This window comes from Roseateles sp. YR242 (assembly GCF_900109745.1).
Taxonomy (GTDB): Bacteria; Pseudomonadota; Gammaproteobacteria; order Burkholderiales; family Burkholderiaceae_C; genus Roseateles.
This window is the reverse complement of sequence record NZ_FOAV01000006.1, coordinates 194,983-210,120: the sequence shown is the minus strand read 5'-3', so window position 1 is coordinate 210,120 and position 15,138 is coordinate 194,983. Positions and strand designations below refer to the sequence as shown.

Here is a 15,138-nt window from a genome sequence, read left to right as displayed (position 1 = left end):
ACCAGTCGCCAGCTTAATTGGCTAATTGGCGCCGGACTTCTTGCTGTTCTTCGCCGGCGCCTTGGTCGCTTTGCTCTTGCTGGCCGACTTCGTGGCCCTGGCGGCCTTGGCGGATTTGCCGCCGGCCTTGTGCGCAGCCGCGCCTTCGGCCAAGGTGTTGTCATTGCCCGCCGTAGCCGCCACGTCGTCCAACTGGGTCAGGATACGACCCTGCTTGATGCGCAGCAACGGCTTGTCCAGCGCCGCCAGGTCGTCGAGCGGGTTGGCGGCCAACACCAGGAAGCTGGCTTCGCAGCCGGGTTCGAAGCAGCCCAGCCTGCGCTTGGGGAAGAGGGCGCGCGGCGTGTCCTGCGTGGCCATGCGCAGCAGCGTTGGCTTGTCCAGGGCGCCCAGGCTGTCCAGGTGATGCAGTTCGTTGAGTGCATCGCCGGTGAACAGGTCGGAGCCGACCAGCAGCTTCACGCCCGCCTCCTTGAGCCGCGCCAGGTTGTGCTTCTGCACCTGCTCGATGCGGGCCAACAGCTCCGGCGCGGGTTGGAACAACTGGGTGGCAACGGTGGCGGTGATCACGCCGATCTTGCGTTCAGCCGCCATGACCGCGATCTCTGCCGGGATCTCGTGGCTTTCCGGGTCCTCACCGTGCTGCGGGAAGTAACCCGGCAGCTCGGCGATGAAGTCCACGCCGGCTCGCACGGCCGCCTCGAAGTCCTTGGCGCTTTCCACATGGGCGACCACGCGGAGCTGATCTTCATGAGCGCGGCGGACCACTTCGGCCAGCACCTCGGGCGTGACGCCCAGCTTGCCGCGCTGGTCGGCTTGCTGGCGCAGTTCCGGGCGGTCGTGGTAGCTCATGATGACCTTCACCAGGTCGGTGCGGCGTTCACGCACCAGCGGCCACTTGCGGGAGACGTCGGCCGGGAGGTCCATCACCAGCACGGCCTTGTCCACGATCTGGTCCAGCGTCATGGGTGGCTGGGCCGACTGCAGCATGGCCAGGGGCTGGCCGTCGGAGGAGGTGATGCAGGCGGTGGCGAACAGCACATCCGGCGTTTCCGCCTGGTCGATCTGGTCGCGGATGGGGTCGATGGCGGCGGGGTCGGCGCACAGCATGGCGGCGTAGAACACGCCGTCGCGCAGATAGTCCTGGCCGAAGCGCTCCAGGCCCCAGGCGCCCTGGAGGTTGTGGTTGTGGCCTTCGGCCAGCGGTGGCACCAGGGTCTGGCCCCGCAGTTCCATCAGCCGGTTCACCTTCTTCGGGCGCTGCGCGGTGAACACGCCGTCGTCGATGAAGAGCGAGCCACGCTGGATTTTCTCGCCGTCGAACCATTGCGCATGGCGCAGCTCGATGGCCATTTCCGGGCTGGCCTTGAAATTGGCGGCCATGGCCGGACCGGCAGCGAGCGAAGCGAGCAGGGCGGCGAACGAGGCCGCAGCGGCCACGGCGCTGGTCAGTACGCGTGCCGGAAAACGAGGGGACTTGAACATCAGGCAGAGACCTTGGAATCAACCGCCGATGCTACGACAGCATGTAACCGCGCTGAGGCCAGACCGGTAACCGCTTGTTTGGATGTCGCCCCTTCAGAAAGGTCCTGGCCGGCCGATACCCTGGTATGGGCCCCGCCATCAGTTGTCAGATTGTGCGCAGCGGCCCCTGGGGAGGGGAGGCTTCGTGACTTCGATCGCATCCACATTTTCGTCGGCAGGTGCCGGCTGGCTGGACCGCATCGCGGCCAGCCGCGGCCTCGCGGCGCGGCAGGCCAGCCTCTCGGGGGGCGTCACATCCTCGTCCGGAGGCACTTCGGGTGTGACGCAAGTCACACTCGGCGCCGCGAATGGCCAGGATGCCGGGCCGGTTGTTTATACGCGGCCGGTCTACGCCCTACAGCCGCAGCGAGCCTGGGGCGCCACGCCGGAAAAGGGCGACACCATCAGCGCCTTGATGTCCCGCAACCTGGGCAACAGCGCGACCTTGACATTGGCGGACCAATGGCGGGGGTTGGGCGGTGCCCTGCTGTCGCGCTTTGCGCAGGCACCCGAGACTTACCAGCAATCGCTGGTGTCCTACCTGGCGCCCGTGGCGGATGCAGCCGGGGTCGAGGGCGTGGGCGCCGCGGACGCTGCTGCTGCTGCCGTGGACGACTCCGAAGCTGCGGCGGCGCAGGCGCTCAGCGGTCTGGCGACCGGTGCCGCGACGGTGGGCATGAGCATCAGGACCCGCTCGGGCGAAGCCATCGAGTTGAAGATTCTGGTCAACAGTGGTGCCAGCGGCGGCCCGGGTCTGCAGGTGGAGATCCGTGGTTCGGACAAGCTCAGCGCCGAGGAAAAGGATGCGGTGGCCGGGTTGGCGTCGGGTCTGGACAAGGCGTTGGAGGGGTTGGGGCAGCGCAAGGCTGCGCGGCTGGACCTGTCGGGCCTGACGGGTTTTGACAGTGGCGTCCTGGCGGGCATTGATCTGAAGGTGGAGAACCCGCAAGTGGGTGCGGCGGTCGAGTCCTTTGCCCTGCATCTGGGCACGGACAAGCGCACGCTGGCGCTTGACGGCGCGGCCGGCGAGGTCAATTTGGTGGTGGATGCTGCGATGCCGCTGGGGGATGTGGCGCCTGTCCGGCGTTGGGCGTCCATTCATCAGTATCTGGAGAAGATGGAGGCTGCGGGTGCCCGCAGCCATGTGGACCGGCAGGTCCTGGAGCAGATGAAGGACGCGTTCCGATTCCTGCAGGCCGTGGGCACGCCGCCGGAGGATGAGGAAGCGCCGAAGGCCGGCTCTTCGGGCTCTTCCGGCTCTTCGGGTACTTCAGGCTCTTCCGGTCCCGCCGGCGCTTCCGCCCCTTCCGGCGCTGGTGTCGCTGACGGTACTGAGGCTGTTGAAGTTCCTCGGGAGACGGCTGCTCAGGCGCTGCAGAGTGGTTTGGCGGATTTTGACGTCAGTTTCGAGTCGGATTTCCGCAAGCTCAATCGTTATGGTGCTGCCCGGGAGGCGGGTCATGCGCGGTATCACCTGAGCCAATCCACGGTGACGACGGCGAATGCGGTGACGGGTGGTCAAAGCATAGGGCAGACGGTGAGTGAGCAATTGGAGAGCACCTGGCAGCGGTCGTTGGATGGTGGGACCTTGCGGGTGGATCTGGGCAACTACACCGCGCATGTGGTGAAGGACAGCAGCACGGTGGCGACCCTGATTGAAGCATCGGCGGATGGTGTGGCGCACGGGCTTCGCAAGACGGATCGGCAGCAGTCCCAGGCGGACAGCACCATCGTGGACCACCATTTGGCCGGCACCACTGGCACGCCGGTCCACCAGACCTGGGTCGAGCGCCTCTTCCGCTGAGCGGGGCTCTGGCAGGCGCAGAGGGCCACCGCCGGGCCGCCCCAAGGTGGCCCTTAGCCCCCTCGGGGGGCGGCTGTTCGGGCCCGAGGCCCGAACAGCCGGGGGCTCCATCATTTCCAAAGCCCTCCGCCAGGGCTGCTCTATGCATCGAGTCGTGCCGAACGCGCGAAGCGTCGTTCAAGCGGGGCTCTGGTGGGCGCAGAGGGCCACCGCCGGGCCGCCCCAAGGTGGCCCTTAGCCCCCTCGGGGGGCGGCTGTTCGGGCCCGAGGCCCGAACAGCCGGGGGCTCCATCCACCCATCTAGAATGTGTTCATGGCAACCAAAGCAGTCACCTCTCCCGGCAGCTACGGCGAAGGCTCGATCCGTGTCCTCAAGGGCCTGGAGCCCGTCAAGCAGCGCCCGGGTATGTACACCCGTACCGACAACCCCCTGCACACCATCCAGGAGGTGATCGACAACGCGGCCGACGAGGCACTGGCCGGACACGGCCGGCGCATCGCCGTCACCCAGCACACCGACGGTTCGGTGACCATCGAGGACGATGGTCGTGGCATCCCTTTCGGCCTGCACCCGGAAGAAGGCGTGCCCGTGGTCGAGATCGTCTTCACCCGTCTGCATGCCGGCGGCAAGTTCGACAAGGGCTCCGGTGGCGCCTACAGCTTCTCCGGCGGCCTGCACGGTGTGGGTGTCTCCGTGACCAATGCGCTGGCCAAGCGGCTGCAGGTCACGGTCTACCGCGACGGCCAGGTCGCCACGCTGGCCTTCTCCGGCGGCGATGTGGTCGAGCCGGTGCAGACCCGCAAGGCCGACCTCAAGGCCGGCGACCGCAAGCAGGGCACCACCGTGCGTGTCTGGCCGGACGCCAAATACTTCGAAAGCGCCGACCTGCCCAAGGGCGAGCTGGTGCACCTGCTGCGCTCCAAGGCCGTGCTGATGCCTGGCGTGACGGTCACGCTCACGCAGGAAAAGACCGGCGACGTCCAGACCTGGACCTACAAGGGCGGCCTGCGCGACTACCTGATGCAGTCGATGCTGGCGGACCCGCTGATCCCGCTGTTCGAAGGGGAGCAATACGCCAGCGCGTCCGAAAGCGAGAACTTCGCCGAGGGTGAGGGGGCTGCCTGGTGCGTGGCCTTCACCGAAGAAGGCCAGGTGATGCGTGAGAGCTACGTCAACCTGATCCCGACGGTGGCCGGCGGCACCCACGAGTCGGGCTTGAAGGACGGCCTCTTTGGCGCCGTCAAGGGCTTCATCGAAATGCATGCCCTCGCACCCAAGGGCGTGAAGCTGATGGCGGACGACGTGTTCTCCCGCGCCAGCTTCGTGCTCTCCGCCAAGGTGCTGGACCCGCAGTTCCAGGGCCAGACCAAGGAGCGCCTGAACTCGCGAGATGCCCTGCGGCTGGTGTCCGCCTTCGTCAAGCCGGCGCTGGAGCTGTGGCTCAACCAGCATGTGGAGCATGGCAAGAAGCTGGCCGAGCTGGTCATCAAGCAGGCGCAGACCCGCCAGCGTGCCGCCCAGAAGGTGGAAAAGCGCAAGAGCAGCGGCGTGGCCGTGCTGCCCGGCAAGTTGACGGACTGCGAAAGCACCGACCTGCTGCACAACGAACTCTTCCTGGTGGAAGGGGATTCCGCCGGTGGTTCCGCCAAGCTGGGCCGCGACAAAGAAACCCAGGCGGTCCTGCCGCTGCGCGGCAAGGTGCTCAACGCCTGGGAGGTGGAGAAGGACCGCCTGTTTGCCAACAACGAAATCCACGACATCTCGGTGGCCATCGGGGTGGACCCGCACGGCAAGAACGACGACCCGGACCTGTCGGGCCTGCGCTACGGCAAGATCTGCATCCTCTCCGATGCGGACGTGGACGGCGCACACATCCAGGTGCTGCTGCTGACGCTGTTCTTCCGCCACTTCCCCAAGCTGATCGCCACCGGTCACGTCTATGTGGCACGTCCGCCGCTGTTCCGTGTGGATGCGCCGGCCCGTGGCAAGAAGCCGGCCGCCAAGCTCTATGCGCTGGACGAAGGCGAGCAGACCGCCATCCTGGACAAGCTGCGCAAGGAAGGCGCCCGTGAAGGCAGCTGGAGCATCAGCCGCTTCAAGGGCCTGGGTGAAATGAACGCGGAACAGCTGTGGGACACCACGCTCAACCCGGAAACCCGCCGCCTGCTGCAGGTCGCTTATGGGGACATCGATTTCGGCGGCACCGAAGGCGCCATCAACAAGCTGATGGGCAAGGGTGAAGCCGCGTCACGCCGGGAGTTGATGGAGCTCCATGGCGACTCCATCGAAGTGGACGTCTAAGGACATGGTGCCCGAGCCGCGTGACCACCGGGTCACTCTGCGCCCGACGATGCTGTCCGATCTGGATTTCGTCGTGGGCGTGGAGCAGGACGCGGCCAACCGGCCTTTCATTACCCCATGGGAACGCACCCAGCATGAGGGGGCGATCCGCTTCCCGGATGCCCGCCACTTCGTGGTGGAGCTGGATGCCCAACGCGCCGGCTTTGTGATCCTTCAGGGTTGCCGCAATCCCAACCGCTCGGTAGAACTCAAGCGCATCGTGCTCACGCCCAAGGGGCTGGGCGTGGGGCGGGCCAGCGTGCGTCAGCTCAAGAAGCTGGCGTTCACCCAGTTGGGTGCGCATCGCTTCTGGTTGGACGTCAAGGGCCGCAACCTGCGCGCCCAGGCGCTCTACCGCAGCGAAGGCTTTGTGGAAGAGGGGCGTTTGCGCGAGTGCGTGCGCATCGATGGCACGGCCAAAGGCGTGATCCACGGCGTGATCCATGGCGCGCGCGATGCCGACGCCGACCTCTTTGATGATCTCATCGTGATGTCACTGCTGCGGCGTGAGTTCGACGATCGCGTGGCGCAGGGAAGGGAGTCCGCATGAAGGCCATCCCCATGAAGGCCACCCGGCTGGCCACACTGCTGGCCCTGGCCGGCCTGGCCCTGCAGTCCACACCGGCGCGGGCCGAGTTGTGGGGCTACGTGGACGCCACCGGCACGGCGCATTTTGCGGCGACGCGTGTGGACGCCCGGTATCAGCCCATCCTGGCCACAGCCACCAGCGCGGTCCAGCGTGTGCCCGGCAAGACGGACCACGGCTCGCGCCTGCTCACCTGGCTGGACATCTCGCCGGACGTAAAGGCGGTCACGCCGTATCTGCGCGAGGCCGAGGCCCAGACCGGCGTGGACATGGAACTGCTCAAAGCCATCATCGCTGTGGAGTCTGGCTTCAAGAGCGATGCCGTGTCGCCGCGCGGTGCCTCCGGGCTGATGCAGCTGACGCCGGTGAGCGCGCAACGGTATGGCACCCCGGAGGAGTTGCGTCGTCCGGCCGCGCTGCTGGAGGCGCGCACCAACATCCTCATCGGCGCGCGCATGCTGTCCGACCTCATCCGCCGTTTCGGCCGCATCGACGGCGCGTTGGCGGCCTGGAATGCCGGCGAGGGCACGGTTCGGCGCGCCGGTGGCGGGGTGCCGGACATTGACGAGACGCAGGCCCACGTGCACCTGGTGCTGGAGCTGTACTGGGCCCTGCTGCAACGCCGCATGGGCGCCCAGGCCAGGCAGATGACGCTGCAGCCGTTGGAGCAGCCATGAGATTTCTGGCGCCATCGGTGAATGGCGCCGTTTGCAGAACACTTCAAGAATATCTTCAGGATTCAGACAACCGGCCCGGCCGGTGAACCAGCATGACCCAAGAGACCTTTGACTTCGACACACAGCCTGGCGGCACGCCCCCGTCGGGCCCCACGGGCGATTCGCTGACGCTGGCCCGGTATGCGCAGCAGGCCTATCTGGAATATGCCCTGTCGGTGGTGAAGGGGCGCGCCTTGCCCGCCTGCAGCGACGGCCAGAAGCCGGTGCAGCGCCGCATCCTCTTCACCATGGAACGCATGGGCTTGGCCTTCGCCGGGACCGGAGGCGCCAAGGCGGTGAAGAGCGCCCGTGTGGTCGGTGACGTGCTGGGCAAATACCACCCGCACGGCGACCAGGCCGCCTATGACGCACTGGTGCGCATGGCGCAGGACTTCAGCCAGCGCTACCCGCTCATCGACGGCCAAGGCAACTTTGGCAGCCGCGATGGCGACGGCGCTGCCGCGATGCGCTACACGGAAGCGCGCCTGTCGCCCTATGCCCGCCTGCTGCTGGACGAGCTGGACATGGGCACGGTGGACTTCCAGGCCAACTACGACGGGGAGTTCGAAGAGCCGAAGGAACTGCCGGCTCGCCTGCCGTTTGTGCTGCTCAACGGCGCCTCCGGCATTGCGGTGGGCATGGCCACGGAAGTGCCCAGCCACAACCTGCGCGAAGTGGCCGCCGCCGCCGTGGCCTTGCTGAAGAACGACAAGCTCAGCGACGAGGACCTGTTCACCCTCGTGCCCGGCCCGGACTATCCGGGCGGCGGCCAGTTGATCAGCTCGCCGGATGAAATCCGCGCCGCCTACAACAGTGGCCGTGGCAGCCTCAAGCTGCGCGCGCGCTGGAAGATCGAGGACCTGGCGCGTGGCCAGTGGCAGTTGGTCGTGACCGAACTGCCCCATGGCGTCAGCGCGCAGAAGGTGCTGGAAGAAATCGAGGAAATCTCCAATCCGAAGGTCAAGACCGGCAAGAAGACGGTCACTCCGGAGCAACTGCAGCTCAAGGGCACCATCCTGGCGGTGCTGGACAAGGTGCGGGATGAATCCAGCAAGGACGCGCCGGTGCGCCTGGTGTTCGAGCCCAAGAGCCGCACCATCGATCAGCAGGACCTGATCACCACCTTGCTGGCACACACCAGCCTGGAAACCTCCGCGTCGCTCAACCTGACCATGGTCGGCGGCGACGGCCGGCCGATGCAAAAGACGCTGCGCAGCATCCTGACGGAGTGGCTGCAGTTCCGCCTGGGCACGGTCACCCGCCGCACCCAGCATCGCCTGGACCATGTGCGGGACCGCATCCACGTGCTGGAGGGGCGCCACAAGATCCTGCTGCACATCGACGAGGTCATCAAGATCATCCGCAACTCGGATGAGCCCAAACCCGCGCTGATTGAACGCTTCTCTCTGAGCGACCGCCAGGCCGAAGACATCCTGGAAATCCGTCTGCGCCAATTGGCGCGGCTGGAGTTCCTCAAGATCGAGCAGATGCTCAAGGACTTGCGCGAGGAAGCCACCAAGCTCGAAGAGATCCTGGCCAACCCGTCCTCGCTGCGCCGGACGGTGGTGAAGGAGATCGAGGCCGATGCCAAGCAGTATGGCGACGAACGCCGCACCCTGATCCAGGAAGACAAGCGTGCCGTCGCGGAAGTCCGCATCGTGGACGAGCCGGTGACGGTGGTGGTGAGCCTGAAGGGCTGGGTGCGGGCACTCAAGGGTCATGAGGTGGATCCGGCGGCGCTCGCCTTCAAGTCCGGCGATTCGCTCTATGGCGTCTTCCCCTGCCGCTCGGTGGACCCGTTGGTAGTGCTGGGCAGCAATGGCCGCGCCTATTCCGTGCCGGTCTCGGCACTGCCCGGCGGGCGTGGGGATGGTCAGCCCATCACCACCCTGATCGAGCTGGAATCGGGCAGCCAGATCGCGCATTACTTCGCCGGCGCTGCCACGCAGCGCCTGGTGTTGGCAGGCACGGGCGGCTTTGGCTTGGTGGCCGAGGTGGGCGACCTGGTTGGCCGTCAGAAGGCCGGCAAGAGCTTCCTGAGCCTCGAAGGCCAGGAGCTGCCGCTGCCGCCAGCCGTGGTGCCCACGGGCGCCACCCAGGTGGCCTGCCTGACGCTCACCGGACGCCTGCTGACTTTTGCGATGGATGAGCTCAAGCACCAGCCCAAGGGCGGCCGTGGCCTGACCCTGATCGACCTGGAGCCCAAGGACGCGCTGATCAGCGTGGCCGCCTTTGCCCAGAGCCTGCTGGTGCAGGGCAGTGGACGCGGTGGCAAGGCCAAGGAAGAGGTGCTCAAGGGCGCCGCGCTGTCCGGCCATGCCGGCAAGCGCGCACGCAAGGGCAAGCCCGTGGACGGCATGCAGAAGGTGCTGCGCGTGCTGCCGGCTTAAGGCGGTGGTTCAAGGCTTTTTCGGGCCACCTCGCTCGGACGGCGGGTGGCCCAGCAAGGTCAGCCCGATGAGGCGTGACACCACGGCGGCCAGGTACATGACGCCGGTGAACATCTCGATGGTCGTGACCGCGCGGGCCAGTGGCCGCACGGGAATGACGTCGCCGATGCCCGTGCTGGAGAGCAGGGCGAAGCTGAGGAACATCAGCTCCGTCCACGTGCGCGGTTCCGCCGGATTCACCGCCGCTGAGAAGCTGCCGGGCTGCACGGCCTGGACCACCACAAACACGTAGGCGAAGGCCCAGGCCAGCAGGGTGAAGGTGGCCCCCGCGGCGAAGAGTTCGTCCGTCGTTGCATGCAGGTCCCCCATCATGTAGGCGATGAGGCTGCCGGCAGCATAGAAGTAGAACAGTGCCTCCAGCGCCGATGACCAGGCCAGCAGCTCCGGCCGGTCCGTCAGGCCCTGCACCACCAGCAAGCCGATGGCCGGCAGGGCGATGCCCACGCTCAGCCAGGTCAGCCCGGGCGTGCGGCGCACCATGCGGGTGGTGAAGATCAGCACCACGATGCCCAGCGCGCTGAGCGCCAACGGTCCGGCCCGTGTGTCCTCCAGCAGCGGGTAGAGCAGCAGGCCAGCCAGTTGGACCATCAGCAAGATGGCGGACGGGTGCCGGCGTGTCAGGGCGAGGTAACGGATCATGCGCATCTGCGGATTCTGCCGGGGCCTGGGGCACCCCTTGCGCAACGCTGCCACCCGTTGAGGTGACGATCCACCGGCTGATCAGTGGTCGAAGTAATGGCGCTCCGCCAAATCGTCCAGCAGTCCCTGATGTGTGGGCATCCACCCCAGGTGTTCACGCGTCCAGGTACTCTGGGCCTGCATATCAGCCATGGCGAAATGCGTGAACCAGCCAAAGTGGCCGGTGGCCTGCTCCGGCGTGAGTGACACCACCGGCACGTCCAGCCCGCGTCCGATCGCCGTGGCGATCTCCCGGAATGGCAGGCCTTCCTCTCCCACCACGTGATACCGGCCACCCGCTTGAGGGGACTCCAGCGCCAGCCGGTAGGCCCGCGCCGCGTCGCGTCGATGCACGGCGGCCCAGCGGTTGCCGCCGTCGTTCACATAGGCGGAAACGCCGTGCTGGCGTGCCATCTGGATGAGCATCGGCACAAAACCGTGGTCGCCCGGCCCATGAACCGATGGCGCCAGACGCACGGCAGCACTGCAGACGCCACGCGCCAGCAGGCTGTCTGCCGCCGCCTCCGAAACACGCGGCATGGCGTCGCTGCGGGCGGGCGGACGGTCCTCTTCGGTGGCGGGACGCCCCAGCGCCAGGCGCGCCAGGCCGCTGGTCACGAGCAGGGGTCGGTCGCTGCCGGCCAGCGCGTCGCCCAGTGCCTCAATGGCGCGGCGGTCCAGCTCGCAGTTCTCGGCAAAACGGCTGAAGTCATGGTTGAACGCCGTATGGATCACCCCTTCGGCCCAGGCCGCGCCGGCTCGCAGGGTGTCACCATCTTCCAGCGTGCCTCGATGGGCGGCAGCGCCGATCCGGGCCAATTGTTCCGCCGCCGTGTCGGACCGCACCAGGCCGCGCACCTCATGGCCGGCGGCCACCAATTCCTCCACCACCGCAGCGCCCACAAAGCCGCTGGCACCCGTGACAAATACTCGCATGGAAAGACTCCGCAAAGGGAAAGGTCAGGAGTCTGGTCGCTTGTGTTATCCAGTTAAAGTAGTGGCGTTATCCAGGTATATAACCCAACAGGCTCTTTTGTGATGGACGACCAGCAGGTGAACGAATGGCTTTGCGCGCCCGCGCGCCCATTGCTTGAGGAGCCCAGGAACCGCCTGGGCCAGTACCTGAAGGACCGCCGCACCCGCATGGATGCCCAGGCGCTGGGGTTTGCCACCGGCAGGCGCCGTACACCGGGGCTGCGACGCGAGGAGGTGGCGCAGCGCGCCAACATCAGCCCGACCTGGTACACCTGGCTGGAACAGGGGCGGGGAGGGGCACCTTCGGCGGAAGTCCTGCACCGGATCGCCACCGCGCTGATGCTGACGGAGGTGGAGCGCGAACATCTGTTCCTGCTGGGCCTGGGGCGCATGCCCGAGGTGAAGTGGCGCGGCGCCGGAGATGCCACTCCGCGCCTGCAACGCGTGCTGGATGCGCTGGGTTGCTGCCCGGCACTGGTGAAGACGGCCACCTGGGACGTGGTGGCCTGGAACCGGGCGGCCTCGTTGGTGCTCAAGGATTACGGCAGCCTGCCCCCCAGCCAGCGCAACATCCTGCGCCTGATGTTCTGTGAGCCCGGCGTGCGCCGGGCCCAGTCCGACTGGATGGCGTCAGCCCGGTTCGTGGTGGCGGCCTTCCGCGCGGACGTGGCCCGAGCAGGCGCCTTGGCCGAGGCGGGCCTGCTGGTGGAGGAACTGACCCTGCGCAGTCCCGAGTTCGCCGCCATCTGGCGCGACAACGATGTGCGGTCCTATGGCGATGGAACCAAGCAGCTCCAGCACCCGGTTGTGGGTCGGCTGCAGTTCGAGTATTCATCCATGACCATCGATGGCCGGCCGGACCTTGCGCTGGTGGTGTTCCATCCCCTGGAGGCGCTGGACAAGGAGAAGATCGAAACATTGATGGCCGGACCGGACCGTGCGGGTAGCGCTTCCCCGGCGGTCGCCGCGCCGACGACTGCTGGCCGCCGCGCTTGATGGGCCGGGGAATGTTCCGGCGAGTGGTCAGGCGAATGGTCAATCGAGTGTTCCTGGGGCCGCTCCTGCGCGTGTCCCTGCGGCTGTTCCTGCTGGCCGCCGCCGCCTTGGGCATGACAGCCACCGCATGGCCGGCCCCGGCCGGAACGGGCGCACCCGCGCTCATGCTGGCGGACTACGAGCACACCGTCTGGGGGGAGAAGGACGGGTTGGCCGCCGAGGTGTTTTCGATCACCCCGGTGCCCAACGGCATGCTGAGGATCCGGACCACCGTGGGGAACCAAATCTTCGATGGGGTCGAGTTCCACGTCTTCCGCAAGGGCGCCGCCGGTGAGCCCTTCGTGCGTTATGCCGACGTGCTGGGGCAGGTGAGCCCGTCGGGCGCGGTCTACTACATCCACGCGGACACCCTGCGCCTGATGCGGGATTGGCAGGGGCGTACCGAAGCAGTCGAGGACAAGGATGGCGTCGGGTGGTGGACCCGGTTCGTCTTTGATCCGGCGGGCATCGGCTGGTACGTCAAGGAAGGGGGCATCTTCCGGTTGGATGGGCTCAAGGTGGAGGCTATTGGTGACGCATGGGGCATCCCGAAGGGCACACGGACGAGCTCCCGACCGGTGCTGGATGCCCATGGCGCGATCTGGATCTCCGCCCAGGGCGTGCTGTTCCGGTTGCCGCCTGGGGCGCGGGTGTTTGAGCGTCTGGCGCTGCCCTCCTGCGAGCGTTTTGCCTTTGCGCCCGATGGCGCGCTGTGGTGCGCCAGCGCCCAGGGCTTGTCCGTGGTGAGCATGAAGGACGGCCGCCCCGCAGCCCGGCGTGTCCTGACCCATTCGCCCTACCAGGGCATGTTTTTCGACCGCCGGGGTGGGTTCTGGATCGCCTCGCCCAAAGGCCTCCAGCATGCCGCTGACTGGCGGACGATTCTCGAGCCCGGCGGCGTGGCGGCCCTGCAGGCCGATTCGATGTCGCGCGAGCAGGGGCTGTCGTCCCTGTCCGTCAACACCATCGCGGAGGACGCTGCCGGGAACATCTGGGTGGGAACCGCCACGGGACTGGAGCGCTTTCGCGTGCCGCGATTCATGCCGGCGCGCTTTCCGCCCTACCACCTGGCCGCCAACTTCAGGCCGGATCCCGATGGGAGCCTGTGGCTAGGCCCCAGCGACGGCAGCCTGCTGCATCTGGTCCAGCAGCAGGTGACCGCCATTCCCCGGATCAAGGACGTCACAGCCCTGCGACCCGCGGCGAACGGCGGGCTGTGGGTCTCCACCCATCGGTCGCTCTGGCGCAAGGACCCGGGCCGGGACTTTGTGCCCGTGACCACGCCGGACCTGTCCTGGCGTGGGCGCATCCATGAGATTGCCGAGGATGGGACGGGCGCGGTGTGGCTGCAGGCCGGCATTCAGCTGCTGCGGCTTCAGGACGGCCAACTGTCTCTGCCGGAGGGCCCCGAGGCACCGCCCAGCGATGGACGTTACGTCATGGCCCGCGACTCGCAGGGCCAACTCTGGTTTGCCAGCAACGAGCGCCAGGGTCCCCATGTGCTCAAAGGCGGTGTCTTCCGCCAGATCAAATCCGACGCGTATGTGGCCACCATGGCCCAGGCGTGGGTGGCTTATGCACGCGGACCACGGATGTGGATCGGCGGCCGCACCGGGGTGGGTGCCTTTGTCGGCGACGAGTTCCATCCGCTGAAGAGCAGGGGCGACGTCCTCAAGGCGATCACCGGCATCGTCGAGACCGCGCAGGGTGATCTCTGGCTGTACGGCCTGAACAAGGTCTTTCACCTGTCCGCAGACCGGCTGCAGGCCGGATTGAACGGCGAGACGGTGGCGCCCGAGGTGTTTGATCACCGCGATGGACTGCACGGCGCCAACGACCGGCTTTACGCGCCCACCCTGACCGAGGATGCCGCTGGCCGTCTTTGGGTGTCCACCAACGTGGGCGTGTTCTGGACCGACCCCAATGCCCGCCAGGCGGTGTCCAGGCCGCCCGTGGCGCTTATCCGGGCGGTCCGCAGTGATGGTGAGGTCACATCCTCGACGGCGGGCGAGGTGCGGCTGTCCGCCAATCCTGGCCAGATCGAGTTCAGCTACGCGGCGGCGGCCCTGTCCGTTGCGGACCGTGTGCAATTCAGATATCGCGTCACCGGCGTGGACAGTGAATGGCAGGAGGCGGGAAGCCGCCGCACCGCCTACTACACCCAACTGCCGCCGGGCCGCCATCGCTTCGAGGTCCAGGCCAGCAATGAAGCGGGCCAATGGGCGGATGAGCCCACCGCCCTGGTGCTGGAGATCACGCCAGCCTGGTACCAGATGCTGGGGTTCCGCCTGCTGGGCCTGGCCTTGGTGCTGGGCTTCCTCTGGTGGCTGCACCGGCTGCGTGTGGGGGTGCTGCGGGCCCGCGAACAGGCGCGCACACGCGAGATCGCGGCAGAACGTGAACGCATCGCGCGTGAGCTGCACGACACGCTACTGCAGAGCATGCAAGGCGTGATCCTGGGGTTTCAGGCGGTGGCGAGCGAGTTGCCGGTTCAAAGTGGCACGCGCGGGTCCATCGAAGCCCAGCTGGATCGTGCTGACCAGTTGCTCGGCGAGGCGCGCGACCGGGTGCGTGATCTACGCGGCGCGGATTCGGAGGCGATCAGCCTGCGCGAAGCCTTTGAATTGGCTGCGGCGCAATTGACGGGCACTGCCGAGGTGGAAGTGGAGGAGATCGGGCGGGTGCGGCCCTTGCGTCCGCGCTCCCGCGACCGGATCTATCTGATCGGCCGGGAGGCGCTGCTCAACGCCGTGATCCACGGGGAGGGCAGCAAGGTGCACGTGCAGTTGCAGTACCGGCGGCATCGATTCGTGCTGCGCATACGCGACAAGGGGCCGGGCATTGATCTCGATGTCCTCGCAGCCGGGACGCGGGCGGGCCACTACGGGCTGGTCGGCATGCGGGAACGGGCGGCACAGATCGGTGGCACCCTCACCATCAACGGCCTGCCCGGCGGTGGCACCGAAGTCGAACTCCAGGTGCCTGCGGCGCAGGCCTTTGGGGACAGCGGATCGTCCGCTTGATCCGGC

10 protein-coding genes are annotated in these 15,138 nt (G+C 67.1%); 7 read left to right on the top strand and 3 right to left on the bottom strand.

All coding sequences use genetic code 11. The features are described from left to right. Positions 1 to 21 precede the first annotated feature (21 nt). On the bottom strand, positions 22 to 1,485 hold the full coding sequence (locus BMY53_RS13935) for an amidohydrolase family protein (protein WP_092947075.1): 1,464 nt from the start codon (positions 1,483 to 1,485) through the stop codon (positions 22 to 24). Between the two features lie 184 nt (positions 1,486 to 1,669). Between BMY53_RS13935 and BMY53_RS13930 the strand changes: the two genes are divergently transcribed. The 5 genes from BMY53_RS13930 to parC all read left to right on the top strand — a co-directional run bounded on the left by BMY53_RS13930 (position 1,670) and on the right by parC (position 9,361). Beyond that, a complete protein-coding gene (locus BMY53_RS13930) occupies positions 1,670 to 3,328 on the top strand; it encodes a hypothetical protein (protein WP_092947074.1) in 1,659 nt (552 codons plus the stop codon). 313 nt (positions 3,329 to 3,641) lie between these two features. Then, the gene (locus BMY53_RS13925) at positions 3,642 to 5,630 is read left to right on the top strand and encodes a DNA topoisomerase IV subunit B (RefSeq protein WP_092947073.1); all 1,989 of its coding nucleotides are present in this window, start codon (positions 3,642 to 3,644) and stop codon (positions 5,628 to 5,630) included. Then, positions 5,602 to 6,219: a GNAT family N-acetyltransferase gene (locus BMY53_RS13920; RefSeq protein ID WP_255370191.1), complete on the top strand. Its 618-nt coding sequence runs from the start codon at positions 5,602 to 5,604 to the stop codon at positions 6,217 to 6,219. The genes BMY53_RS13925 and BMY53_RS13920 overlap by 29 nt, the downstream gene beginning before the upstream one ends. Next, positions 6,216 to 6,932, top strand: coding sequence for a lytic transglycosylase domain-containing protein (locus BMY53_RS13915; RefSeq protein ID WP_255370190.1), 717 nt, complete (start codon positions 6,216 to 6,218; stop codon positions 6,930 to 6,932). The genes BMY53_RS13920 and BMY53_RS13915 overlap by 4 nt, the downstream gene beginning before the upstream one ends. Positions 6,933 to 7,024: 92 nt before the next feature. Beyond that, positions 7,025 to 9,361 (top strand): DNA topoisomerase IV subunit A, encoded by a 2,337-nt coding sequence (gene parC / locus BMY53_RS13910; RefSeq protein WP_092947071.1) that lies wholly within the window; start codon positions 7,025 to 7,027, stop codon positions 9,359 to 9,361. A gap of 9 nt (positions 9,362 to 9,370) precedes the next feature. Here the strand turns inward: parC and BMY53_RS13905 are convergent, their stop codons facing one another. Then, positions 9,371 to 10,066 carry an ion channel gene (locus BMY53_RS13905; protein ID WP_218151232.1) on the bottom strand — a complete coding sequence of 232 codons (696 nt, stop codon included), beginning with the start codon at positions 10,064 to 10,066 and terminating at the stop codon, positions 9,371 to 9,373. Positions 10,067 to 10,141: 75 nt separating this feature from the next. Continuing rightward, a complete protein-coding gene (locus BMY53_RS13900; protein ID WP_092947070.1) occupies positions 10,142 to 11,035 on the bottom strand; it encodes an SDR family oxidoreductase in 894 nt (297 codons plus the stop codon). Positions 11,036 to 11,185: 150 nt separating this feature from the next. On the opposite strand from BMY53_RS13900, the gene BMY53_RS13895 reads away from it, so the two are divergent. Together BMY53_RS13895 and BMY53_RS13890 are read left to right on the top strand one after the other, a co-directional pair. Next, positions 11,186 to 12,070, top strand: a complete 885-nt coding sequence (locus BMY53_RS13895) for a helix-turn-helix transcriptional regulator (RefSeq protein ID WP_404947878.1) — start codon at positions 11,186 to 11,188, stop codon at positions 12,068 to 12,070. A gap of 35 nt (positions 12,071 to 12,105) precedes the next feature. Then, positions 12,106 to 15,132 carry a sensor histidine kinase gene (locus BMY53_RS13890; protein WP_177200876.1) on the top strand — a complete coding sequence of 1,009 codons (3,027 nt, stop codon included), beginning with the start codon at positions 12,106 to 12,108 and terminating at the stop codon, positions 15,130 to 15,132. Positions 15,133 to 15,138 lie beyond the last annotated feature (6 nt).